This is a genomic window from Gramella sp. AN32, from assembly GCF_023718305.1.
GTDB lineage: Bacteria > Bacteroidota > Bacteroidia > Flavobacteriales > Flavobacteriaceae > Christiangramia > Christiangramia antarctica.
The window spans coordinates 17411-43744 of the sequence record NZ_QEYO01000004.1; the positions used below are offsets into that span (position 1 = coordinate 17411).

General features: G+C 39.0%; 23 protein-coding genes. All 23 read right to left on the reverse strand.

From position 1 onward, the window contains the following. Positions 1 to 166 precede the first annotated feature (166 nt). Positions 167 to 1129: an N-acetyl-gamma-glutamyl-phosphate reductase gene (argC, locus tag DHD80_RS06160; RefSeq protein WP_251740279.1), complete on the reverse strand. Its 963-nt coding sequence runs from the start codon at positions 1127 to 1129 to the stop codon at positions 167 to 169. Then, a complete protein-coding gene (locus DHD80_RS06165; RefSeq protein ID WP_251740280.1) occupies positions 1126 to 2313 on the reverse strand; it encodes an argininosuccinate synthase domain-containing protein in 1188 nt (395 codons plus the stop codon). The genes argC and DHD80_RS06165 overlap by 4 nt, the downstream gene beginning before the upstream one ends. Positions 2314 to 2585: 272 nt before the next feature. After that, positions 2586 to 3215 (reverse strand): GNAT family N-acetyltransferase, encoded by a 630-nt coding sequence (locus DHD80_RS06170; RefSeq protein ID WP_251740281.1) that lies wholly within the window; start codon positions 3213 to 3215, stop codon positions 2586 to 2588. A gap of 331 nt (positions 3216 to 3546) precedes the next feature. Then, positions 3547 to 4821: a threonine ammonia-lyase IlvA gene (ilvA, locus tag DHD80_RS06175; protein ID WP_251740282.1), complete on the reverse strand. Its 1275-nt coding sequence runs from the start codon at positions 4819 to 4821 to the stop codon at positions 3547 to 3549. Further along, entirely contained in the window at positions 4821 to 6296 is a 1476-nt protein-coding gene (gene ilvC / locus DHD80_RS06180; RefSeq protein ID WP_251740283.1) for a ketol-acid reductoisomerase, read from the reverse strand. Before ilvC ends, ilvA begins: the two co-directional genes overlap by 1 nt. Beyond that, entirely contained in the window at positions 6293 to 6832 is a 540-nt protein-coding gene (ilvN, locus tag DHD80_RS06185) for an acetolactate synthase small subunit (protein ID WP_251740284.1), read from the reverse strand. Before ilvN ends, ilvC begins: the two co-directional genes overlap by 4 nt. Then, entirely contained in the window at positions 6832 to 8565 is a 1734-nt protein-coding gene (gene ilvB, locus DHD80_RS06190) for a biosynthetic-type acetolactate synthase large subunit (protein ID WP_251740285.1), read from the reverse strand. The genes ilvN and ilvB overlap by 1 nt, the downstream gene beginning before the upstream one ends. Positions 8566 to 8576: 11 nt before the next feature. Next, the gene (gene ilvD / locus DHD80_RS06195; protein ID WP_251740286.1) at positions 8577 to 10250 is read right to left on the reverse strand and encodes a dihydroxy-acid dehydratase; all 1674 of its coding nucleotides are present in this window, start codon (positions 10248 to 10250) and stop codon (positions 8577 to 8579) included. A gap of 365 nt (positions 10251 to 10615) precedes the next feature. Next, positions 10616 to 12154, reverse strand: coding sequence for a bifunctional GNAT family N-acetyltransferase/carbon-nitrogen hydrolase family protein (locus DHD80_RS06200; protein WP_251740287.1), 1539 nt, complete (start codon positions 12152 to 12154; stop codon positions 10616 to 10618). A 70-nt stretch (positions 12155 to 12224) separates the two neighbouring features. Continuing rightward, on the reverse strand, positions 12225 to 12857 hold the full coding sequence (locus tag DHD80_RS06205; protein ID WP_251740288.1) for a response regulator transcription factor: 633 nt from the start codon (positions 12855 to 12857) through the stop codon (positions 12225 to 12227). A 6-nt stretch (positions 12858 to 12863) separates the two neighbouring features. Further along, positions 12864 to 13640 (reverse strand): ATP-binding protein, encoded by a 777-nt coding sequence (locus DHD80_RS06210; RefSeq protein ID WP_251740289.1) that lies wholly within the window; start codon positions 13638 to 13640, stop codon positions 12864 to 12866. A 45-nt stretch (positions 13641 to 13685) separates the two neighbouring features. Then, positions 13686 to 14435 (reverse strand): hypothetical protein, encoded by a 750-nt coding sequence (locus DHD80_RS06215; protein ID WP_251740290.1) that lies wholly within the window; start codon positions 14433 to 14435, stop codon positions 13686 to 13688. Positions 14436 to 14479: 44 nt separating this feature from the next. After that, complete coding sequence (locus tag DHD80_RS06220; protein WP_251740291.1) at positions 14480 to 14869, reverse strand: hypothetical protein; 390 nt, start codon at positions 14867 to 14869, stop codon at positions 14480 to 14482. Positions 14870 to 15104: 235 nt separating this feature from the next. Further along, the gene (locus DHD80_RS06225) at positions 15105 to 15974 is read right to left on the reverse strand and encodes a biotin-dependent carboxyltransferase family protein (RefSeq protein WP_251740292.1); all 870 of its coding nucleotides are present in this window, start codon (positions 15972 to 15974) and stop codon (positions 15105 to 15107) included. Then, the gene (gene pxpB, locus DHD80_RS06230) at positions 15961 to 16695 is read right to left on the reverse strand and encodes a 5-oxoprolinase subunit PxpB (RefSeq protein WP_251740293.1); all 735 of its coding nucleotides are present in this window, start codon (positions 16693 to 16695) and stop codon (positions 15961 to 15963) included. Before pxpB ends, DHD80_RS06225 begins: the two co-directional genes overlap by 14 nt. Continuing rightward, the gene (gene pxpA, locus DHD80_RS06235) at positions 16685 to 17428 is read right to left on the reverse strand and encodes a 5-oxoprolinase subunit PxpA (RefSeq protein WP_251740294.1); all 744 of its coding nucleotides are present in this window, start codon (positions 17426 to 17428) and stop codon (positions 16685 to 16687) included. The genes pxpB and pxpA overlap by 11 nt, the downstream gene beginning before the upstream one ends. Beyond that, positions 17428 to 18648 (reverse strand): Nramp family divalent metal transporter, encoded by a 1221-nt coding sequence (locus tag DHD80_RS06240; protein ID WP_251740488.1) that lies wholly within the window; start codon positions 18646 to 18648, stop codon positions 17428 to 17430. Before DHD80_RS06240 ends, pxpA begins: the two co-directional genes overlap by 1 nt. Continuing rightward, entirely contained in the window at positions 18645 to 19805 is a 1161-nt protein-coding gene (locus DHD80_RS06245; protein ID WP_251740295.1) for a DUF2891 domain-containing protein, read from the reverse strand. Before DHD80_RS06245 ends, DHD80_RS06240 begins: the two co-directional genes overlap by 4 nt. A gap of 454 nt (positions 19806 to 20259) precedes the next feature. Further along, positions 20260 to 21798, reverse strand: coding sequence for a YifB family Mg chelatase-like AAA ATPase (locus DHD80_RS06250; protein WP_251740296.1), 1539 nt, complete (start codon positions 21796 to 21798; stop codon positions 20260 to 20262). Between the two features lie 80 nt (positions 21799 to 21878). Then, positions 21879 to 23021 carry a HAMP domain-containing sensor histidine kinase gene (locus tag DHD80_RS06255; RefSeq protein WP_251740297.1) on the reverse strand — a complete coding sequence of 381 codons (1143 nt, stop codon included), beginning with the start codon at positions 23019 to 23021 and terminating at the stop codon, positions 21879 to 21881. A gap of 265 nt (positions 23022 to 23286) precedes the next feature. After that, positions 23287 to 24144 (reverse strand): N-acetylglucosamine kinase, encoded by an 858-nt coding sequence (locus DHD80_RS06260; protein WP_251740298.1) that lies wholly within the window; start codon positions 24142 to 24144, stop codon positions 23287 to 23289. Positions 24145 to 24250: 106 nt separating this feature from the next. Then, the gene (gap, locus tag DHD80_RS06265) at positions 24251 to 25249 is read right to left on the reverse strand and encodes a type I glyceraldehyde-3-phosphate dehydrogenase (protein WP_251740299.1); all 999 of its coding nucleotides are present in this window, start codon (positions 25247 to 25249) and stop codon (positions 24251 to 24253) included. A gap of 15 nt (positions 25250 to 25264) precedes the next feature. Continuing rightward, the gene (gene pfkA, locus DHD80_RS06270; protein WP_251740300.1) at positions 25265 to 26251 is read right to left on the reverse strand and encodes a 6-phosphofructokinase; all 987 of its coding nucleotides are present in this window, start codon (positions 26249 to 26251) and stop codon (positions 25265 to 25267) included. Between the last annotated feature and the right edge of the window lie 83 nt (positions 26252 to 26334).

The window sequence follows — 26334 nt, forward strand, 5'->3', positions numbered from 1 at the left end:
ACGTATTTTTATTTAGTTACGTATTATAGACCCTGAACCCAGTTCAGGGTGACGATACTGGTTTTCCTAACTTCCAGCCTCCAGTTTCCAACCTCCAGCATCACTTTTCTAACTTCAAACTTCCACATTTCGACTGCGCTCAATGTGCCAATTTTGTTTTTCACTTCTAAAAATAATTAGCTTTTAAATTCAGACCGGTTCTTTCATCCAGGCCAAACATCAAATTCAGGTTTTGAACCGCCTGCCCGGAAGCGCCTTTTAATAAATTATCGATCACACTGGTGATCAAAAGATTATCACCGAATTTCTGCAATTTCAGCAAACATTTATTTGTATTCACTACCTGTTTTAAATGCATTTCTTCTTCGGTTAAAAATGTGAAGGCAGCGTCTTTATAGGCTTCAGAATAAATTTGCTTTGCTTCCTCTATGCTTCCGGAAAATTTAGTGTAAGCAGTGGCGTGAATTCCTCGTGAAAAATTGCCCCTGTTTGGAATAAAATTGACAGTTTGATCGAATCCCTGCTGAAGTTTCTTTAAACTCTGCCCAATCTCCAGTAAATGCTGATGTTCAAAAGATTTATAAGCTGAAAAATTATTGTCCCGCCAGGTAAAATGTGTAGTTGGAGATAAAGAAGTTCCCGCTCCCGTGGCCCCGGTTACGGCGTTTACATGCCATTCACCTTCTACTTTTTTTGCCTTTGCCAAAGGAAGAATTGCCAGGCTAATAGCCGTGGCAAAACAACCGGGATTGGCAATGAAATTGGCCTTTTTGATCTTCTCTTTATTGAATTCAGGTAAACCGTAGATAAAATCATGTTCGCCATTCATTCTGAAATCGGTACTCAAATCAATGATTTTAGTATTTTCAGAAAATTTATTTTCAGCCAGGAATTTTCTGGAATTCCCGTGGCCAAGACAGAGAAAAACCACATCTGCTTCAGTATTGATCTTATCTGTAAATTTAAGTTCGGTATCTCCAACCAGATCCTGGTGAATTCCAGACACAAATTTTCCTGGTTGTGAAGTGCTGTAGATAAAATTCAGGTTCACTTCCGGATGCCAGAGCAAGATTCGGATTAACTCTCCTGCGGTATATCCCGCGCCGCCTATTATTCCTGCTTCGATCATTGCTCTTGTTTTACGTGTTCGTAGATCTTGCCGGAATTGGAAAGGATCTTAATGAAACCTTTTGCATCATCTGCCGTCCAGGCTTTATTTTCTTCGCCATATTTGCCAAATCCGGAGTTCATTAAATCATATTTTGATTTGATTCCGTCCAGTGTAAACCGGTAAGGATGTAGGGAAACAAACACTTCGCCACTCACCTGCTCCTGGGAACTTTCCAGAAATGCTTCTAAATCCCGCATTACCGGATCAAGATACAGGCCTTCGTGCAAGTGTGTTCCATACCAATTGGCCAAATAATCCTTATGCTGAAGCTGCCATTTACTGAGCGTATGTTTTTCCAGCAAATGATGTGCTTTAATGGTAATTAAAGCTGCGGAAGCTTCAAAACCAACTCGCCCTTTAATACCAATTATGGTGTCGCCCACATGAATATCCCGGCCAATAGCATATTTTGAAGCAATGCTTTCCAGCTTTTCAATATTTTTTTCCGGAGAATTTTCTTTGCCGTTGATCGAGGTGAGTTCTCCTTTGGTAAAGCCAAGCCTGATTTGTTTCGATTCCTTTTCCTGCAATTGTGAAGGATAAGCTTCTTCAGGCAAAGGTTTTTCTGAAGTCAGCGTTTCTGAACCACCAACGCTGGTTCCCCATAATCCACGATTTATAGAATATTTGGCTTTTTCCCAGTTCATATCTACGCCGTTCGCCTTTAGGTATTCGATTTCCTCCTGACGGGTCAATTGTTTATCCCTGATAGGCGTGATGATCTGAATGTGTGGAGCGATGATTTGAAAAATCATATCAAACCTCACCTGATCATTCCCTGCGCCCGTGCTACCGTGTGCGATATATTCAGCATCAATGGATTTTGCATAATTCACAATTTCAATGGCCTGTACAATTCTTTCCGCGCTAACCGAAAGCGGATAGGTGTCGTTTTTCAGCACATTTCCGAAAATGAGATATTTCACCACCTTATTATAAAAAGACGAAACCGCATCTATATTTTTATAAGTTTTAGCACCGATCTTTTGGGCATTGGAACCAATTTTTTCTATTTCTTCTTCTGAAAATCCCCCGGTATTCACGCTAACCGCATGAACCTCGAAATTCTCTTCTTTAGATAAATATTTCGCACAATAAGAAGTATCTAAACCTCCACTGTATGCTATCACTACTTTTTTCATTCTATTTCTTCTTGAACCGTCAAGCTAAAACTTGTTTCAGCTTCTATCCAGATCCTGAAACAAGTTCAGGATGACGGAGTATTATTAATTTTATTCTTTTTTTGCCACGGATGCACTAATATTTTTTCATTTATTATCCCTATATTTTCTAAAAACCCTTCATGTGGGAGAATTAAAACTCTTTATTTTTCTCAGCCAAAAATCTTCCCAAAAGCTCCCCTCCTTACCAAAGGAGGGGTGTCCGACCCCCGGTCGGACGGGGTGGTCAATAGTCAGCCTTCCTTTTTATAAAACAATGTCTGCTTAATATTCTTCAGCCGTTTAAAAGCCTTTTCGTTAAACCTGCTTATTTTATTTTCGGTTTCAGAGGATTTGGTTTTCTTTTCCGGATCATACAACATGCCTGTACAAAGACACATTTTACGTTCGGTACGGGTGAGAATATCGTAATTTTTGCAGGTTTGGCAGCCTTTCCAGAAACTTTCATCATCGGTTAATTCAGAAAATGTTACCGGTTGATAGCCCAGTTCGTAATTGATTTTCATCACGGCAAGACCTGTGGTTATTCCAAAGATCTTCGCACCCGGGTATTTCTCCCGCGAATATTTAAAAATGACCTCTTTGATCTTTTTGGCTAATCCCTGCTCCCGAAAATCAGGATGTACAATAAGCCCGGAATTCGCTACATATTTATCATGACTCCAGGTTTCTATATAGCAGAAACCGGCAAATTTCTCACCCTCGAGAGCAATCACCGCATTGCCTTTCTCCATTTTACTAATAATGTATTCTGGAGTACGTCGTGCAATACCGGTTCCGCGAACTTTCGCAGATTCCTCGATAGTGGTACAAATTTGCTCCGCGTAGGAAGCATGAGATTTATTAGCAATGACAATTTTCATCTGCTAAGAAATTTAAGGTTAAATAAATATTTGATTTTGATTTCGAAAGGGGAACCGGACTCACCTAAGTTCCATAAATAGTATACGCACTTACGTGCGGGGGAAAAAGCGGCGCATGGGCGATATATCAGAAAAAATCCTGATATATAATTTAAATTCTATGCTGTGTTGTAAGTGTTTCAAAATGGTAAAATCAAATAATATTAAAAGAAGAATTCAGGTCTCACGCGCAATTAACTGCGGCGGGGCCTGAAATTAAAAATGGGTAATATTATTTGTTTCATCGAATTCACCATGCAAATGTACATAAAAAATCTATTCATGTTTTGTTTTAAACCAGAAATTGAAATAAATTGGGTTTATCATTTAAATATTCCCCGTAAAAATTCTTCTTTTTCATCCTTTCCACCAGTGGGCCAAAATCAGCAGGATCGCTCAACTCGATACCCACAACAGCAGGACCATTTTCCCTATGATGCTTTTTTGAATATTCAAAATGTGTAATATCATCATTGGGACCAAGGACTTTTGCCACAAATTCTTTTAAAGCACCGGCTCTTTGCGGGAAACTTATGATAAAATAATGTTTGATTCCGGCGTATAATAGTGCCCGTTCTTTAATTTCTGCGGTTCTGGTAATATCATTATTACTTCCGCTCACCATACATACCACGTTCTTGCCTTTGATCTCTTCTGCATATTGATCTAAGGCTGAAAGTGCCATGGCGCCGGCAGGTTCTACCACGATCGCATCCTGATTATATAAATCCAATATCGTCTGACAAATTTTGCCTTCCGGTACGGTAATCATATCATCCAGGTTTTCCTTACAAATGGCAAAATTTCTACTGCCTACTTTTTGCACGGCTGCACCATCTACAAAACGCTCAATAAATGGCAATTCTACAATTTTGCCTTCTTTTAAAGAAGTAGACATGGAAGCGGCACCCGCCGGCTCCACCCCAATAATTTTTGTTTTGGGTGATAATTGTTTAAAGACTGTAGATAGCCCCGCCAGCAAACCTCCACCGCCAAGGGGTGCAAAAACATAATCTATGGGAACGTCTACCTGTTCAAGTATTTCCAAAGCAATAGTAGCCTGTCCTTCAATCACCTTTTCATCATCAAAAGGATGTATGAAAACCAGTCCGAATTTATCCATGTGCTTCATCGCACTTTTGAAAGAATCATCGTAGGTGTCACCTTTTAGGATCACCTTAACCCATTCTCCACCGAACATTTGCGTTTGTTCCACTTTTTGCCTCGGCGTGGTAATAGGCATATAAATCACCCCGTTTACCTCCAATTTATTACAGGCAAAAGCTACTCCCTGGGCATGGTTGCCCGCGCTGGCACAAATTACCCCTTTTTTAAGCTGGTCCTGTGTAAGGCTCGAGATCTTGTTATAAGCGCCGCGGATTTTATAAGACCGAACCTGTTGCAGATCCTCTCTTTTCAACATCACATTTGCCTGAAAGCGTTTACTATAAGTAAAAGACTCAGCCAGGGGAGTCTTCAAAACAACCTTGGAGATCCTTTGAGCAGCTTCTCTCACCGCTTCAAGTTTGGGTTTATAAATTTGATCTTTTGCCAGCAGCGTATCCATTATGCGTATATTTTCTTCATTGCGGTCATTGCCGTTCTAAGCTTCGCGCCCACTTTTTCCACTGGGTGATTTCTAATAGAATCGTTTACCGCAATTAATTCCTGATTATCGACCCCGTCATAAGTATCACCGAAAGTTTTTCCGGCAACTTCTGGTTCCAAGCTGTTCACATAATCTTTGATCAAAGGCTTGGCCGCATGATCAAAAAGGTAACAACCATATTCCGCGGTATCAGAAATTACCCGGTTCATTTCATATAATTTTTTACGGGCAATCGTATTGGCAATTAGCGGGGTTTCATGTAAAGACTCGTAATAAGCAGATTCTTCGATGATTCCGGCTTCCACCATGGTTTCAAAAGCCAGCTCTACCCCTGCTTTTACAAAAGCAACCAGTAAAACTCCTTTATCAAAATATTCCTGTTCTTTAATTTCTTCGGAAGTTGCTTCAGTTTGCTCGAAGGCGGTATTTTCAGTTTCCGCACGCCACTCTAAGAGTTCCTTATCGTCATTGGCCCAGTCTTTCATCATTCGGTTACTAAAAGCCCCGGAAATAATATCATCCATATGCTTTTGAAAAAGCGGGCGCATTTTTTCTTTTAAATCTGAAGCGATCTCGTTCGCTCTCAATTTCGCCGGGTTGGAAAGCCTGTCCATCATCGTGGTGATCCCACCATGTTTTAAAGCTTCCGTAATGGTTTCCCAACCATACTGAATAAGTTTGGCAGCATATTTTGGTTCTACGCCATCAGCAACCATTTTATCAAATGTGAGGATAGATCCTGTTTGAAGCACGCCACAAAGCATGGTTTGCTCCCCCATTAAATCTGATTTTACTTCAGCCACAAAAGAAGATTCCAAAACTCCTGCCCGGTGACCTCCGGTAGCATACGCATAGGCTTTAGCCCAATCCAGTCCAATTTCCTGAGGATCATTTTCAGGATGTACAGCAATTAATGTGGGTACTCCAAAACCGCGTTTGTATTCTTCCCGAACTTCAGTTCCGGGACATTTTGGAGCGACCATAATTACGGTAATATCATCTCTAAGTTTCATTCCCTCTTCCACGATATTGAAACCATGAGAATAAGAAAGCACCGCATCTTTCTTGATATGCGGCATGATAGATTCTATTACCGGGGTGTGCTGCTTATCTGGAGTCAGGTTGATCACAAGATCGGCACTTGGAAGCAATTCCTCATAAGTGCCCACCTTAAAGCCATTTTCAGAAGCATTTTTATAAGACTGTCTTTTTTCTTTGATCGCACTTTCACGAAGTGCATAAGAAATATCGAGACCACTGTCCCGCATGTTGAGTCCCTGATTAAGTCCCTGGGCCCCACAGCCCACGATCACTATTTTTTTATCTTTTAAAGCAGCAATTCCGTCACTGAATTCATCCAGGTCCATAAACCTACAGGTTCCCAATTGGGCCAGTTGATCACGTAAAGAAAGGCTGTTAAAATAATTTGTCATGATATTGAATTTGTTGTATTGAATTTTTCTAAAATACCTGATATGGGCATTTCATTTTTGGTTACGGCTATAGTTCCAGATCTCACGAATTGCATGAGTCCGTAAGGTTTTAATTTGTCATAAAGTGCATCAACTTCACCACGTTTTCCTGTTTTTTCGATCACGAAAAACTTTTTGGTAACAGTTACAATGCGCGCGTTCGTTTCTTTAATAAAATCCTGAATATTATGATCGTCCAGGAAATCTTCAGATCTAATCTTATAAAGCGCAGTTTCCTGATAAATCGTTTCCTCATCAGTATGATAAAAAGCTTTGATCACTTCAATTTGCTTTTCAATTTGTCCCACGATCTTTTTGATCTGTGCTTCGGTTACCTTCACCACTATAATGAAACGCATCACTTCGTTCACTTCGCTAGGCGAAGCGGTAATACTTTCAATATTGATATGCCTTTTCAGAAATATCGCAGCGATACGGCTTAAAAGTCCCAGGTTATTTTCCGTATAAATCGAAACTGTATAATTCTTCTTTTCCATTATTCTAATAGTATTTCTGAAACTGCTGCTCCCGTGGGAATCATTGGAAAGACATTTTCTTCCTGTTCTACTTTTACTTCAAGGAAAAATGCTTCATCACATTCCATCATTTCCTGAACGGCATCCTTAAGCTGACTCCTTTCTGTAACCTGCCCGGTTTTGATATGATAACCTTTGGCTATGGTCACAAAATCTGGATTGGTCATTTCAGTTGAAGCATATCTTCTATCAAAGAACATTTGCTGCCACTGGCGAACCATTCCTAAGAAACCATTATTTAAAATCACAATTTTCACCGGTACTTTCGTTTGAAAAATAGTTCCTAATTCCTGAATGGTCATTTGATAACCTCCATCTCCTATCACCGCCACTACATCCCTATCAGGACACCCCATTTTCGCGCCAATAGCGGCAGGAAGGGCAAAGCCCATAGTCCCAAGCCCACCGGAAGTCACATTACTCCTGGTTTTATTGAATTTCGCATAACGACAGGCAACCATTTGGTGCTGCCCAACATCTGAAACAATAATGGCATCACCTTTAGAACAATTGTTTATTTCCTGTAAAACCTCACCCATACCAATTTTAGGCTTGGTGGGATCCATATTTCCTTTTATAACTTTTTCATATTCGGTTTTGTACATCTCTTTAAATTGCTGATGCCAGGCTTCATGTTTATTCTCATTCAACAATTCCTGTAAAATTTTTAAAGTTTGTTTTACATCACCTAGTACAGGATAATCTGCATGTACATTTTTATTGATTTCAGCTGGATCGATTTCAAAGTGTACCACTTTTGCCTGCTTGGCGTAATGCTCTAGATTTCCAGTAACCCGGTCATCAAAACGCATCCCGATGGCAATTAAAACGTCGCACTCATTGGTAAGAATATTTGGCCCATAATTGCCATGCATACCCACCATTCCAACATTCAAAGGATGATCAGTTGGTAAAGCGGAAAGGCCTAAAATAGTCCAGGCTGCCGGGATTCCGGATTTTTCCACCACCTGCTTAAGTTCTTCTTCTGCACCACCCAGGATTACACCCTGGCCCCAAACGATCATTGGTTTTTTGGCATTATTAATCACTTCCGCAGCTCGCTCCACCTCCAAAAGGTTGACCTCCGGAAAAGGCTGATAGCTACGAATACCGGAACATTTTTTATAGCTGAATTCCAGGGACGCAAATTGGGCATCTTTGGTAATATCTACTAAAACTGGTCCGGGACGGCCAGACTTCGCGATATAAAAGGCTTTAGCCATTATTTCAGGAATCTCTTCAGCTTTCGTGATCTGGTAATTCCATTTCGTAATTGGGGTGGAAATCCCTACAATATCGGTTTCCTGAAACGCATCACTCCCCAATAAATGTGAACCTACCTGCCCGGTTATACAAACCATGGGAGTAGAATCAATTTGCGCATCTGCAATGCCGGTCACGAGATTGGTCGCGCCGGGACCGGAAGTGGCTATGGCAACACCCACTTTCCCCGTCACCCGGGCATAACCTTGCGCGGCGTGTGTTGCGCCTTGTTCGTGGCGTGTGAGCACGTGATGTAACTTATCCTGATATTTATATAATTCATCATAAACGGGCATAATGGCGCCGCCGGGATAACCATATATTGTTTCAACACCTTCTTCCAGCAAACATTTGATTACCGCTTCAGCTCCTGAAACAGTAACCGATTTATCAGATGTTTTTTCTCCAAAACTTGCTGTTTTAACTTCCATAATTCGACATATTAAAATTCATCGGTCACGCAGCCTTCTGAAGCTGAGGAAACCGTTTTGGCATATTTATATAGAACACCTCCGGAAACTTTCAATCCGGGGGCTTTCCATTTCTTTTTTCTTTCAATTATCACTTCTTCGGAAAGATTTGCTTCAATTCTGTTAGTTTCAGCATTGATGCTTATTTCATCACCATCTTCCAGTAAACCAATCAACCCACCTTCCTGTGCTTCCGGAGTTATATGACCTACTACGAAACCATGGGTTCCGCCGGAAAACCTTCCATCGGTTATTAAAGCAACTTCTTTACCTAAACCGGCCCCCATGATGGCAGAGGTTGGTTTCAACATTTCGGGCATTCCCGGGCCTCCTTTTGGGCCTTCGTAGCGAATTACCACAACATCCCCCTTTTTAACGGCTCCATCAGAAATTCCTTTATTGGCTTCAAATTCACCATTAAAAACTTTTGCTTTTCCGGTAAATTTTAAACCTTCTTTTCCCGTGATCTTGGCCACAGAACCTTCCGAAGCAAGATTTCCATAAAGAATACGAATATGGCCGGTAGATTTTATTGGTTTTTCCACAGGCATAATCACATCCTGACCATCTTCCAAGGGTTTTACATTTTCAAGATTTTCAGCAATGGTTTTGCCGGTTACGGTCATGCAATCCCCATGGAGCAAGCCTTTTTCAAGCATATATTTCATCACTGCTGGAATTCCTCCTACGCGATGTACATCTTCCATTAAATATTTTCCGCTTGGCTTCAAATCTGCCAGAAACGGGGTGTCATTACAAATTCGTTCAAAATCTTTAAGCCCAAAACTGATCTCCGCAGCCTTAGCTATAGCCAGAAAATGCAGCACCGCATTGGTGGAACCACCAAGAACAGTCAATAAACGAATCGCATTTTCCAAAGATTTTGCCGTAACAATATCCTTAGGCTTTAAATCTTTTTCCAAAAGATATTCCATCTGCTTACCCGCTTCTATACTTTCTTGAGCTTTTTCAGGACCAGTCGCGGGATTTGAACTATTAAAAGGCATACTCATACCCAAGGCCTCAATTGCGGAAGCCATGGTATTGGCCGTATACATTCCCCCACAGGCACCGGCTCCGGGACAGGCTTTTTCGATCACCTGTTGATATTCCTCTTCCTGCATATCTCCTGCAACCTTGGAACCCCAGGCTTCAAAAGCGGAAACCACATCCAGTTTTTTACCATTATGGCAACCTGAAGAAATCGTTCCGCCATAAACTAAAATAGATGGCCTATTAATTCGCAACATGGCCATGAGGGCGCCGGGCATATTTTTATCGCAACCCACCACCGTAACCAAACCATCGTATAACATTCCGTTAACAACCGTTTCCATAGAATCGGCGATAAGATCTCGTGAGGGAAGGGAATATCGCATTCCCTGTGTCCCCATGGAAATTCCATCGCTTACTCCAATCGTATTAAAGATAAGACCGTTAATCCCGGCCTGCTGAGTCCCTTTTTTCACCTCTTTGGCCAGGTCATTTAAATGCATGTTACAGGGATTACCCTCATAACCTGTACTTCCAATCCCCACAAATGGTTTCTTTAAATCTTCACGGCTTAATCCAATTGCATGGAGCATAGCCTGAGAAGCGGGTTGAGAATCACTTTGGGTTATAATTTTGCTGAATTTATTATTCATTGATATCTATATTCTTTGGCAACTTTAGATAAAATTACTTTGTTAAGTATACTGTTTACGGCAATTTCCAAGTGTTGAATTAATTTCAAATTGAATTCAATAATCATAAACTTCTGTTTTTCAGTCGTTTAAAACAATTGATATTACGACCGCTAATTGATTTGATTTATGTAAAACTCATGTTTAGCAAATAAAAAAAGCCATCTAAAAAGATGGCTTGGATTATATTATAATGAATAGAACGCACATCTTTTAGGGTCGATTTTTAATAATGGAAATGACCTCAATAATAAAAGATGTAGTAATGTTCTGGTTTGGCTTATTCACACTTCAAAATTAAAGAAATAATATTTGAAAGAGTAAAATTAATCTGTTAGTTTTAGTTTTTTCCTCTTCAGGGTATAAAGATCTTTTCTTCTATCCTGCAAATTTCGAACACTTCCGAAGTTGTGCAATTCTTTTAAAAGATCCAAATCTATATCCACCAATAAAGTGCTTTCTGTATTCGGGGTCGCTTCAGCTTTGATCCCATTCACCGGAAAGGCAAAATCTGAAGGGGTGAAAACGGCACTTTGGGCATATTGTATATCCATATTATCCACCTTCGGAAGATTTCCCACGGAACCAGCTATTGCCACATAACATTCATTTTCTACGGCCCTGGCCTGGGCACAAATTTTCACCCGGGAATAACCATTTTGGGTATCGGTCATAAAGGGAACAAATAAGATGTTCATGCCGTCTTCGCACATGAGCCGGGATAATTCAGGAAATTCCACATCATAGCAAATTTGAATTCCAACTTTCCCACAGTCGGTATCAAAAGTTTCTACCTGACTTCCTCCTTTCATGCCCCAGGCAGATTCTTCTGCCGGAGTAATATGGATTTTTTCATAACGCTCATAACTTCCGTCGCGGCGGCACAAAAATCCTACATTATACATATGCTCGCCAACGGCCTGCGGCATACTTCCCGTAATAATATTGATGTTATAATTTACGGCAAATTCCCTGAACGTATCCAGTAAACGATCGGTATAATCAGACAATCCCCGGATTGCCTCAGGCTCGCTTAAATGATTGAACTGCGCCATAAGCGGGGCATTGAACAATTCCGGGAAAAGAATAAAATCACTTTGATAATTACTCACCGCGTCCACAAAAAATTCGATCTGGGCAACCAGGGCATCATAATCCTTAAAAAGTCTCATTTGCCACTGCACCAAACCAAGCCGAACAACTGTCTTGGTTACTTTTATTAAATTTTCAGGCTTGGTATAATAGATATTATTCCATTCCATCAACGTGGCAAATTCCTTACTTTCATGATCCCCGGAGAGATATCCTTTGATCACTTTTTTTACGTGAAAATCATTGGAAAGCTGGAAGGATAAAACAGGATCATGAATTTCCTGTAATTTCACTTTTTCAATGTATTTTTTTGGAGTAAGCTCATCAGCATATTTGGCATAATTCGGAATTCTTCCCCCAAAGACGATCGCCTTTAAATTTAAGTGTTCACAAAGCTCTTTTCGCGCTTCATACAAACGTCTCCCCAATCGCATGCCGCGATATTCGGGATGAATAAAAACATCTATACCGTAAATCACATTCCCGTTTTTAGAATGTGTGGAGAAATTTTCGCCCCCAAGGATGGACTCATAAGTATGAGTATCATCAAATTTATCGTAATCTACAATAATAGATAAGGCACAACCCGCGATTTTATTATCGATCACAATACACAGCTGGCCCTCAGGAAATTTGTTGACCAGCGTTTTAATCTCTCCTTTGCTCCAGTATTCATCAGGCATCATATGATAACTTTTGATCATGGAAATTTTCAATTCCTCATAATCCTTTACCCGTAAATTCCGTAATTCTATCTTAGCTGAATCTATCACAGTTTTTTTTGCAAAGATAGTAAGGATTAAGCAACTCTAATAAAAATTAGTTTGAGAAGCTGTGAGGAAATTAAACCTTAAATATTTCTTCCTTTATGGCAAACATGACCAACCCAACCCTGCTTCTTACCTGCAATTTTGAAAAAAGGCTTTCGCGGTAATTTTCCACTGTTTTGGGACTTAGGTTCATATCTTTCGCCACTTCTTTATAGGTTTTTTCACTACAGGCATGAGTAAGGAATTCCATTTCACGACCGGTTAATGCGTGATAATTTTTCTTTCGCTCTTCATGGCTCATGGCATCAGAGATGGTTTTATTGGTAAAATACCCGGTGTTTATGGTAGAATTAAGGGCATGTTCAAACATTTCAGGATCGATATCTTTCAGAAGATATCCCCGGCATCCTAAGCGTAGCATTTTTATAATGTGCTCATCTTCCTGGTCTACGGTTAAAGCCAGTACCTTTTGTTCCGGAAGGTTTTGTTTAAGCCAGGCCATGGTTTCCAAACCATTCATTATAGGCATGCGCATATCCAGAAGAATAAGATCTGAAGGTGTTTTGTTCTCGTTGAAATAATGTACAAGCTCTTCACCATTTTTAAACGTTCGGGAAACTTCAAAACCTTCGAAAGAATTAACAAGGATCTGTAGGGAGTGTGTAAAAAGCTGGTGATCATCTACAATTATGATCTCTTTGTTCATTTTATTTTATTCTTGGTTAGGATACTTTAAATATAGAGAAGTTCCACCACCTAAGGAAGAATTTAAATTAAATTCAGCTTTGATCATGGCAGCACGGCTTTGCATATTCAGAAGCCCGGAACCAGATTCCATATTTTCCATATCGAAACCTTTCCCATTATCCTGTGCTGAAATATGAAGGATTTCATTGATATATTTAAACTCAACCCTAAGTTCAGAAGCTCCACTGTGTTTAAGGACATTATTGAAAAACTCCTGAAGAATCCTAAACAAAATGATCGTACTGGAAGCAGGGATTTCAAAGGGATCCCCTTCAATTTTAAAATGTGCCTCCAGGATGTCAATTCGGTTGAGCCTATCCAGTTCATTTTCTACAGATTTTATTAAGCCCTGATAATCAATTACTTCCTGATTTAAAGATTTGGAAAGTGCCCTTACTTCCGTAAGCGAATCTGTGACAAGGGTTTTTACCTCAATCAAGCCAGGATTTCCTGCGGCCACAGGATCTTTTCCCATAATATTGAGTTGCATGCTCGCAATAGACAGCAGCTGGCCAATATTATCATGAAGTTCCCAACTTACATTTTTTAGCGTTGCTTCCTGAATTTCAATTTTGACGTTGGAAAGCTCTTCTTTAAAATTTCTTTCAGCTTCAAATTTTTCCTGAAGGAGGTTATTTTTCCTTCTTTGATAGGTGATAAAAAATACCACCGTGAAAATGACCAGAAAAAAAATGACCAGGATAAAATAAATGATAAGAACAATTTCTTCTTTGGAAAGCATTTAATTGAATAAAAATCTGATTCAAAAATAGTAATTATCCAGTTTTCAAAGATATGATTTTTCCGTAAGCACAACCCGGTCTTTATAAAACCACTCCATAAAAAATCCCAATGCAAATAGTGAATACATCATGATATTCGCATACATGATACCTGCACGGAAAAATTGGATATAATTGGGATTATCCAGATTTAAATAACCATGATAAATATAAATGGGCATGGTGATTAAAGAATGTATACAAACTCCCAATGCAACATAAAAGAACAGGTTTCGATAAAAATACAGCAGTTGTTCACTCAGCAACGTATCATAAAAATAAATAAGCACTGCGGCTAGAATTAAAAATGTGCCCGCAAGAAAATTAGATAATATGAATTTCGAAAAAAATTCCTCGCTGATGAACAGGTTGGGAATTACAAAAGCTAGATACAAAACCATAACCCATTTCAACCATTTGCGGAATTTTACAGAAATCAGTTGTTTCCGAATAAAATAAAGATATGCGAGATTAAAATAAATGGTCGCAATATTAAAATACCAATTATTTCTTACGAAAGGTGTATTTTCTATAAAACCTAAATATTCATAGTTGCTGTGATAGGCCAGGCCCGCATAGTTTCCAAGTAAATCTATAATTAATATACTCCATAAGAACCAGACGAACCATTTGATAGATCTGCTAGGATTACGGTTAAAAAAAAGGTACAAACTCCCTGCAAGCGCAGCAGTAAATTCCATCCCATGAGTAATGTAACCTTTGGTAAAATAGATTTGATATAGAAATTCTTCCATATGGTGAAGGAACTAAAGAAAGTACTTTTAAATCATTATAGTTTCTAATCGTACGGGATTGGGGGATTTCCATTCGAACCAACGTTATATGGATCCAGACTATCATCATTTTCCGGGGCAGGATCTTCAGTACCTTCTTCAGTTCCATAGCTTTCACTGCCACCACTGGTAGGTGCTAGAAATACCGTGCTTTGTTTTTCTTTAGGTCCCGCGTCATTCCCATAACTGCCAAAATAAATACGGATGCCGGGATTGTTTGCCTCCCCAATCGTATCGATCACTTCCTGGCAGTAATCCCTTAATTCTTTCGCGCTAAACCAGCTTTCATAAGTATCTTCATAACCTGCATCGCTTACCGCTTTTCCAGGACCATTTGCAGATGCCCAGTTATCAAAGAGTTTTTTGGCCTGTCCTTTTGAAATTTTTTTACCCATTACGTTATAATATTATGGTTAGTAGGATTTAAATATATCAATATTCGAAGATATGTAGTGACTTTTGAATAAATAAGGGGAATTTTCCCCTTGTTGTGCACGAAGCTCTATGCTATATTTGCTTTATCATTTTAGTACGACTAAAGTGTTTTGGGGTAAAATAAGTGCTTGCTGTCGAGAGTTATAGATTTGAGTAGGGTCTTTTTTATAATTTTTCTCTTCAGCGGCACTTTTTTTAATTCTTGTAATCCAACCTCTTAAACTGGATCAAATTAGCCGGGGCTTTTTGTGCAATCACATGGAAGGCGTATTCAGATAATTGCAAAACCCTGGGATAACCCCCGGTAGTCTGACAATCTTTTCCCAAAACGAATAATTTTCCTGAAGGTATAAGCTGCACCGTACCCGGAATTACCGGTGCTGAAGAAATTCCCTTCAAATCGTTTTCAAAATTTCCTTCAAACTGAATGGCCATCCTGTTACTGGATGCTGCTAAACTGAATTCTGTTTCATAAATTTTCAACTGTTGAAATTTGGATAATTTAGAAAATTCGGGACCGGGATACGCCGGAATGTATTTATCTGCAAGGTAGCGATCATCAAAGCGAACACTGGAATAGTTGTTTTCAAAACTGGGGTTTTCAGCATTAAAAGCTAATGAAGTGTTTTTCGATAATCGGAATTCATCGGTAAGTCCCTCATACATAGATTTACTATTCAGAACAGTTTCCGACTGAAAACCACCGCTAATTCCCAGATATCCACGAAAACCCTGCTTAGAACGGCCAATTTTAAAAATATCATTCTCCTGAATTTGGATCACTTCATTAGGTGCAACTTTAAGATCATTCAACTGAAGATCGAAATCACCTCCGCAAAAACAGATCCTGGTGCTTTTAGAAAATTGTAAAACAGGGCCAGCCATCGTAATTTCCATAACAGCGTGATCCTGTTGATTTCCTAAAATCAGGTTCACCATTCTAAAAGCATAATGATCCATAGCTCCCGAAACAGGTACACCATATTTCTTAAAACCAAATCTTCCCGAATCCTGAATAGTCGAAAATATGCCAGGAGTAATGATGCTGATTTTACCTGTTTTCATATTCCCATTTTAGTATGAAATCATTAGAGGAAACTGACTTCTCAATTTTATGAAATTCAGTTTTAGTGACCTTATAAAATTGAATTTTATCCCCTGCCGAAAAAGGGGTTGGAGGAACACAATTTTTATCAAAAAAAATAAGTGGGGATCTACCTAATATTTGCCAGCCTCCCGGGGAATTATTTGGGTAAATTCCACACTGGTTTTCAGCAATGCCCACCGAGCCCTTTTCTACCAATTTTCTGGGTGTTTTTTTTCGGGGAAAATGGAGCCTTTTATCCAGGCCTTTCATGTATAAAAAACCGGGTAAAAAACCAATTAGATTTATTTGATATATAGCGGAACAATGAGCCGCCATAATTTCTGATTCCGTTATTCCCTTTGCTGAAGCAATTTCAGATAAATCATGAGCGAATTCCTGATGATAACATACAGGAACCTGGAAAATTTTATAATCGTTTTTTTTATCTATATTAGCCTTAGAAAGAAGGAGTTTTATAACCGAAAATTCATTATAGACGTTTTCTATAGTCGTATGATAAATTATTGATATCGAGTCAAATGCACTAATTACATCAACTTTTGATTCAAATAATTTATCTTCCAATAAATTTCGATAAAACAGGATGGTTTCCAGCTCCAATTTTTTCTCTTTCTCGAGAAAATCGATCAAAATTGCCTTTTCCCCCAACTGCGATATTTCGAAAAATTTATCCTGCATTTTTAAAAATTTCTATGCTGTTTTCCTGAAGTTTATTGTGTAAAAATCGGATGATTTCTACTGCAGATTTAGTGTCACTATGCAGGCAAAAAGTATCAGGTTTCGCGGTTATTTCTACCCCTGAAATTATGGTGATTTTTTGCCTTTTATACATTGAAAAAAGGTGCTTAAAAATCGCCTCATTTTCGGTGAGAACCGCATGCTCATTTTGTCGGGAAACCAGGGTAAAATTTTCATTATAATTCCGGTCTAAAAAGGCTTCTGAAAACACCTCAAAATCCTTGCTTAAAAGCGTTGAAAATCGTGAATTTACCGGGGCAAAAACCCGCATATTTTCGACGGAATTTTTCAGCATTTCAATAATATGTTCTGCTAAATTTTGATCATTGGCGAGGTCATTATAAAGCGCCCCATGAAATTTTAAATGGTTAATTGCGGAAGATTCTTCAGCAGCAATTTTTTGGAAAGTTTTAATTTGATCCAGCAGCGAAGTTTCCAAATTGGCTTTGGAAATATTCAAACTTTTCCTTCCGAAGTTTTCCTTATCGGGATAAGAGGGATGCATTCCAATTTCCACCTTATACTTTTGAGCCAGCTGGATCGTTCTTCTCATGCTGTTTTCATCCCCCGCGTGACCACCGCAAGCAATATTGCAGGCAGAAATATAAGGCATTAAAGAAGCATCATGCTTCCCTCCTTCCCCCAGATCACAATTTATATGAATACTTTGCATTAGAACGATACTATTACGCTGTAAATTGATTTAACGCCTAGAAACATGGCCAGTAAAATAACAACGATCCCAAGGATATTTTGAATGAGTGAATTTTTATATTTTCCCAGGATGCTGGTTTGATTTACCATATAAAATAAGAAAATAGCGATAATTGGTAAAACCAGCCCATTGGCGATCTGGGCAAACTTTATAATTTCAACAGGTTTAATACCCAGTGAGGAAAAAATAATTCCCAGGATCAAAATTGAAATCCAAACAGATTGAAATTTTCGGCTTCCAATGCCATCTTTCCAGCCCAAACATCCTTTTACCACATAAGCCGCAGCTAATGGCGCCGTAATCGAAGACGTAATTCCCGCGGCCAGCAAACCTATGGCCAAAAAGTACTTTGCAGACTCACCAAATAAAGGTTCCAGGCCTACCGCCAGGTCCCCGCCACTACTAATATCTGTGAGGTTTGAAGATGCAGCGCAAATGAGGATAGCCATAGAAACCAATCCACCCAGCCCAATGGAAAATATCAATTCTTTTCTCGCTATTCCCAGGAATTTTTCGTCCTTCCATTTTTCACTTACCAGGGAAGCGTGCAGGAAAAGGTTGTAAGGAACAACGGTAGTCCCCACCAGGGCAATAATAGTTAAAAGACCGGCATCAAAATTTCCCGGAACAAAGCCTGCTAACAACAAAGAGATGTCCGGTTTGGTCACCACAGCAGTTACCACAAAAGCCACACTCATAATAATGACTAGAAAAATAAATATTTTTTCCAGTTTTTTATAGCTTCCAAGAAGCAATAAGACAAAGGCCAGGCCTCCCATTACAATACTCCATAAATTAATTTGAAGATCCCCAAAACCAAAATTCTTTCCCGGGAAAAGAGTCTCGGCACCCAGAACCGCTCCAGAGATATTTCCTGCTTCGTAAGCGGCATTTCCAATAACAATTGCTGAGAATATGAGAAGAAGCGTAAGAAAGCGGGCAAATTTTCCTTTAATATTTTTACGAATCACATCGCTTAAACCCTCGCCTGTAATTAGTCCCAGACGGGCTGCCATCTCCTGAAGGATCATACAGGCAAAAACAGAAATTAATAATGCCCAAAGCAGGGAATATCCAAAATTGACGCCGGCGAGACTGCAAACTGTAACCGTCCCAGGCCCAATAAATGCTGCCGAAACCAGAATTCCCGGACCCAGATTTTTAAAAAAATTCACTATTCTTTTTTAGGAATGCTTTCCTGCAGGGCATAAATTGCAAAAGTTCCCAACCAGTGTCCGCCTTCATAGGAGTCGCCTACCAGGTTAGGAAATGAATAATTAATATGCTTGTTGGCCAATGCGGCCAAATGCCCGTAATCCTTAGGATATTGCTTGGCCAAACCATTAAAAACCCAGGCCCTACTAAAATTTAATCCGTCCAGATGCACCAATTTTCCATCGGTCCTATCAGAAACCTTTCCCACTTCAAGGGCAAAATCTTTATTTTTTAACTGGGGCATAAAATCGTCCATCCATAAACTAAAAGAATTTTTGGGAAGCACCCTTCTCATAATATCGATCTCCTCAAGACAGGGAGAAAGAAAGTCATATCCTCCCGGTTCCCAATCTATAGGGCAATTATCGTCCTTTACGTAAAATTCCTGAGAGCGCTTATCAATAGCTTTTTTTAAGCTTTCATTTCCAGTGGCCAAAGCATAGTCATAAGCCAGGGTCATTCCAAACGCCGTATTCGTATGCTCCCCTATCCTGATGGGGTAATTTAACTTCGGAAGAAATTCTTCAAATCTTTGAACAATTAGTTGCGTTAAAGGTTCAAGATTTTGAGCCAGTTCTTTTCCCAGGGGATCTTCCCAGGTCTGCAATTCCGCCGAGAGCTTCAACAGCCAGGCCCAGCCATAAGTCCTTTCATAGTCTGCACTTTCCTCTCTTTTAAAGTAGGCTACTTCTCCCTTAATATTATCTGCAGAAAGCGAATTTGATAATTTTGTCCTGATCTCTTCATGTTTATTTAAATTAGGAAACTGTTTTAAAAGACTTACTAAAGACCAGTGTCCATGAACAGAAGAATGCCAGTCGAAACAGCCATAAAATGCCGGGTGCAGTTCGCGAGGTTCCCCTATTGCATCCTTACCCTCTAAGGTTTGACCTAATTTATTGGGGTATTCCGTTTCTAAACAGGACAATGGCAATTCTGCTAGCTTATTGGCCTGTTCGAGATTCATGGAGATTTTATTACTTTCCAGCAAAGCATCCGGGAGTAAGTCCTTAGTAGTTATGGAATCATTTTCAGTAGTTGATTTTTCAGAATTTCCGCCTCTATCTCCTTTACAGGAAACGAGAATGATAGTAAGGGCCAGCAAAATGAGTCTTTTCATCTAGAAATATTAAGGGGTGCAAAATTATAGGTTATTCAAAAATAGGAATTTAGAACAAAGCTCTAAGTTAATGAAGTCTCAACTTATTTTATGTGTTTGAATAATTTTAAAACAAATAAAATATAGAAATTGTCAATATTAAAATATTTATAATATTGATTTACAGCTATTTAAAAATTTTTGATCGTCTTGCAAACTACTTTTTTAAAATGGTTTTTTTAGAGAATACTTTATTTTCACATTTCGATTATTTAGAACTGGAGAATCTGAACAAAATACTGCACAGTTCAACGGGCAACGAATACTCTGCTTTAGGAAGAAAAAAGAATATAGAGAAGAGAAAATTGATAATTGATAATTGATAATTGAATGTTGATTATTTAAATAGAGATCGATGCTCACTAATTTATATAGTTAGAGTACTGGACTGCCTACTGAAGCTGCACTTTAGTGATCATCCCAGCCAGCCTTCCCTATCCAGACTGCGGTATTGAATCGCTTCGCCAATATGACCTTCAGAAATATGCTCTTTCCCGTCAAGGTCGGCAATACTTCGTGAAACTTTTAGAATGCGATCATACGCCCTGGCGGAAAGATTTAGTTTTTCCATGGCATTTTTCAGCAATTGCAGGGAATTACTGTCCAGTTTACAAAACTTGTTAATTTGTTTGGAACCCATTTGTGCATTATAATGGATATTTTCATATTCTGAAAAACGAGTAACCTGGATTTCCCTGGCTTTGGTCACCCGTTTTCTAATTTCAAGACTACTTTCACCTTTACGATCTTCACTTAACTTTTCAAATGGAACGGGAGTAACTTCTATATGGATATCGATCCTATCCAGAAGTGGTCCGCTAATTTTACTGAGATAGCGCTGCATTTCACTTGCTGAAGATGAAACCGGGGCATTGGGATCATTAAAATAACCACCCGGGCTCGGGTTCATACTAGCAACCAACATAAAGCTCGAGGGATAAGTCACCGTAAATTTTGCTCTGGAAATAGTTACTTCCCGATCTTCTAAGGGCTGGCGCATGACTTCCAATACTCCGCGTTTAAATTCTGGTAATTCATCTAAAAATAAAACTCCGTTATGAGAAAGGGAAATTTCACCGGGCTGCGGATAGGCACCGCCTCCCACAAGGGCAACATCTGAGATCGTATGATGCGGACTTCGAAATGGCCTTTGGGACATTAAACCCACATTATCCCGAACTTTCCCGGCGACACTATGAATTTTTGTGGTTTCTAAGGCTTCCTGTAAGGTCATTGGCGGTAAAATACTGGGCAGCCTTTTTGCCAGCATCGTCTTTCCCGAGCCGGGAGGGCCAATTAAAATAATATTATGACCGCCAGCTGCGGCAATTTCCATACAACGTTTTATAGATTCTTGGCCCTTTACTTCGGAAAAGTCAAAATCAAAATTATCCAGGCCTTTAAAAAAGATTTCCCGAGTATTGATCTCGGTTCGTTCTAAAGGTATATTTTGATCAAAAAATTGAATTACCTGAGTGATATTAGCAATCCCATAGACTTCCAAACCCGAAACGATCGCTGCTTCCCGGGCATTTTGTTCCGGAAGTATAAAACCCTTGAAACCATCTTTTTTAGCCTGTATGGCAATGGGCAAGGCACCTTTTATGGGTTGAAGTCCGCCATCAAGGGATAGCTCTCCCATGATTAAGTAATCACTGATTTTTTCTGCTTTGATTTGTTCAGAAGCGGCCAGAATGCCCATGGCCACGGTAAGATCGTAAGCGGAACCTTCCTTGCGGAGATCTGCCGGGGCCATATTGATGATGATCTTTTTACCGGGTAGTTTGTATTTATTATTTTGAAGAGCGGCGGTGATGCGGTAACTCGATTCTTTTACCGCATTATCGGGAAGTCCTACCAGGTGATAACCAATCCCTGAAGCCATATTCACCTCAACAGTAATGATAGTAGCCTCAACGCCAAAAACCGAACTACCATAAACCTTAACCAGCATTCCCTAAATTTTCAAATAAATGTAGCGGAATATTTTAATTTTCACCTAAGTAAATATCCAGAATTGGCAAATATTTTAGACTAGCTCGTTATATAATTAAGTTTAGCTTTTATCTTGCCGGGGAAGTTGGAATTTTTATTCAAACTTATTTTAAATTCGGTACCGTAATTCTCCTCGCTTTTAATTTCCACTTTACCATTGTGGGCCCGCGCTACGGTTTTCACTAAAGTTAAACCCATACCCCAGCTTTTTAATTCGCCGTGATTTTCATTCGGGGAATGGTTTAAAAATTGAAACATTTCATTTTGTTTTGCTTCCGAAATAGGTTTTCCAAAGTTATGTACACATATGCTGACTTCTTCCAACTCATCGTGAACAGTTATTTTAACCGTTTTTCTGGATTCCCCATACTTAACCGCGTTGGTCACCAAATTTTCAACCACTCTTCGTATGGCTGTGCCATCAAAAACGCCTATAATTTTTTCAGTGTTAGTTTCAAAGATCACTTTATTAGAATACATTTCTTTGGCTTCATTATACACCCATTTTATCTCCTCTAGAATATCAATTTCTTTGAAATTCAACGTAATACCTTCACCTGCTTTAATCGTAATCGCCTCTAAAATACCTTCCAGAAGTTCAAGGGATTTTTTGAGACTGGTGATCCCCATTTTTTTAATACCGTCAAACCGATCTTTATCCATACCACAATCGATAATATCCAGCGCGAAATAAGCCGCCGAAATAGGATTTCTAAGATCGTGGGCAAGGGTTCCTATAAGCTTTTCCCGCATATCCTGAAGGGAATCAGTAAATGAATCAGCCGAGTTGAGCATGGCTGTTTCCAGGGTATATTTTAAAATAATCCCTACCTCGCTGGTATATTCATTTTTGTCCAACAGGAAGCTGGTAAGGACCCTATGAAAAATGACATATTCTTTGAGGATTTGTTTTACGGTATAATCCTCAGATGCTGCCCGATGCCTTCCATGCTCCACACTATTCTTTATGATTTCCTCATATTCCTCATAGCGTTCGATATGTTTAAGATCTTTATAACGACGCATAATCTGAGCTATATCTTCCAAAACATTTGGCAACTGGTTTCTCAGGGCAAGGGCACTGGAATTCTTTGAAGCAGGGATATCTTCCCTTACTTTTTTCTCCCAGGTATCCATGATATATTTACTATTAGACTCTATAAGATTAGCCGCATTCTCCATAGGTGCAATTTAAGGATTTTTAGAAAAATTTAACATAATATTAAACAAATAATTTAACTTAAATCAAATTTTTTATATGCCAGATTGTGTGATAGGGTTATAAAACAGCTCATTCTGTACTCAATAGCTCGTGATATCTTTTAACTCATTGGGGGTTCTGAGATAAATTCCGGATAGTATAATTATTATTACTAATATAAATATATAGCAGCAAAAAAACCTGCCGGAGGCAGGTTCTATACTATAAAAATTCCTAAACTAGATATTAGATTTTAATCACATTTTTTCGATAATGTTCTATCAACCCATCAATTGGTCTTTGTACGACATTTCCTAATTGAATTCCATATGGGGTTAGCACTGCCCTAATTATATCTTTGCTGAAATAGGCAATACTTCCAATAAAATGAACTGGTAAAGTAGAAACCTGAGGATAACAAAGTACTCTGGAATGCACAAAATCTGACATTCCTTCATAAAGCAATTTATAGAAATATCCGTTCATTTCATTTTTGAAAATAAATTCAGCGAAATGGGCCAGATAGGAGTTAGGATTTTCCTTTCGATAAATATTCATTTTGATCGTATCGGAATTCAAATCGAAACGTTCCTGAAATTTTTCAGCAATTTCCGGGGGCATTCTCTTATAATAATAATCCCGGATCAATCTTTTTCCGAAGTAATTACCACTGGCTTCATCCATTAAAATATAGCCAAGGGAATCTACCGCCTGGTGCAGGTTTTCGCCATCATAATAACAACTGTTGGACCCGGTCCCAAGAATACAAATAATACCAGGCTCGGTCGTTGCCGCATAAACGGCAGCTACCATATCTTCCATCACCAAAACTTCATCGGCATTTGAGAAATGGTTGGCAAGGATGCTTCTTAAAAGTTCCCGGGGTGTAGGCGTACCACAACCAGCTCCATAAAAATGGACTTTTTCAACCTGATCCCTAATTTCGAAAAGTTCTGGGTTCTCGGAAAGTCTTTCCTCTAAAACAGGCTCTTTAAAAACAGCCGGGTTTAAACCTTTTGTCCTGGTCTTTAAAACCTGTTCTCCATTATTATCAAGAAGAATCCAGTCACATTTTGTCGAACCACCGTCAGCAATTAAAATCATGTGTTTTTATATGGTAAAAATAAGCCTGAAACATTTTTTGTTAGGTCGTAAAATAAAAGAATACTTCTCTACATTTTACGGGAAATGTTTCAGGCTTAGATTAAGATTATAGTGTTGCTAAGTGTGCAGCTAAGTCTACTAATTTAGACGAATATCCGTATTCATTATCATACCAGGCGATCAATTTGAAGAATTTATCATTCAATTCAATTCCAGCTCCGGCATCAAAGTTACACGTGTGAGGATCTGAAACATAATCCTGACTTACTACTTCCTCTTCGGTATAAGAAATCACCCCTTTGTAATCTCCTTCAGCAGCTTTTTTGAAAGCAGCTTTAATTTCCTCATAACTGGTAGACTTTTCAGTTTTAACCGTTAAATCTACTACAGAAACATCGGTAGTTGGTACCCTAAAGGCCATCCCGGTAAGTTTTCCTTTTAGTGAAGGAATTACTTTAGTTACCGCTACGGCAGCTCCTGTAGAACTAGGAATAATGTTTGCCATGGCGCTTCTACCCAATCTAAAATTCTTTCTTGATGGAGAATCTACAGTGAATTGAGTTGAAGTGGTGGCGTGAACCGTGGTCATTAAACCTTCCACAAGACCAAATTCGTCATCGATCACCTTTGCAAGTGGTGCAAGACAGTTGGTAGTACAGGAAGCATTAGAAACGATATTTTGATCTGCCTTTAATTCTTTATGGTTTACACCCATAACGAACATAGGAGCAGTTTTAGAAGGCGCAGAAATTACAACTTTTCTGGCCCCGGCATCTAAATGTGCTTTTGCATTGTCCAGCTCGGTAAAGATTCCTGTACAATCCATCACCACTTCAACTCCCGCTTCATCCCATTTAAGATCTGCAGGGTTTTTTTCTGAAGTCACTCTAATTTTATTCCCGTCTACGAAAAGGCTTCCGTCTTTAACTTCAACAGAACCTTTATATTTTCCATGAACTGAATCATATTTTAATAAGTATGCCAGGTGATCTACATCAAGAAGATCGTTGATAGCTACTACGTCTACATTATCATTTTGAGCGGCGATTCTAAAGGCAATTCTACCAATACGACCAAACCCGTTAATTCCAATTTTTGTACTCATTTTTCTGATTTTTAATTATACTGAAGTGATGTCTGCCACCCTTCGTAATTCTTTATCTAATTTATCTTCACCCTTTATGGCCGTAAGTAAATCTACGTGCACCACTTTTTGGTGATCTATTCCAATCATAATTTCGGTTTTGCCATCCATGAGGGCTTCAACCGCTCCAACCCCCATTTTACTGGCTAAGACCCTATCAAAACAACTTGGGGAACCTCCTCGCTGAATATGTCCTAATACGGAAACCCGAATTTCATATTCATCCATATTTTCTTCAATATATTGAGCGAGTTCAAAAATATTCTTCCCACTTTTATCACCTTCAGCTACAACGATGATACTGGAAGTTTTTCCGGATTTTTTACTCTTCCGAAGTGATTCGATCAAACGTTCCACCCCCATATTTTCCTCGGGGATAAGTATTTCTTCTGCTCCTGCACCAATACCGCTATTTAAGGCAATATCACCAGCATCCCTTCCCATTACTTCTACTAAAAAAAGCCTGTTGTGAGAACTTGCTGTATCGCGAATCTTGTCTATAGCTTCCACGACTGTATTTAATGCAGTATCATAGCCAAGGGTAAAATCGGTTCCGTTAATATCATTGTCGATAGTTGCAGGAATCCCTACAATGGGAAATTTAAATTCCTTGCTTAAAAGCTGTCCACCGGTAAAAGTACCGTCACCTCCTATTACCACTAAAGCATCAATATTGTTAGAAATAAGGTTTTCATAGGCTTTTTTTCTACCTTCCTTAGTTTTAAATTCTTCGGAACGGGAAGACTTAAGAAATGTACCTCCCCTATTAATGGTATTCCTTACCGATCTTGCATCGAGAGGTTCAAAATCTGCTTCGATCAAACCCTGATACCCGCGATAAACGCCGGTACATTTAAGATTATAAAATGAACAGGCACGAACAACTGCCCTAATGGCCGCATTCATTCCGGGAGCATCCCCCCCAGAGGTTAAAACCGCAATGTTTTGTATACTTTCAGGCATATCTAATCAAAACTATTCCATTTTACCGCCATAACCTAATTTAGCAAAAAACTAAATCGTTTTCGGTTGATAACTAATAAAAA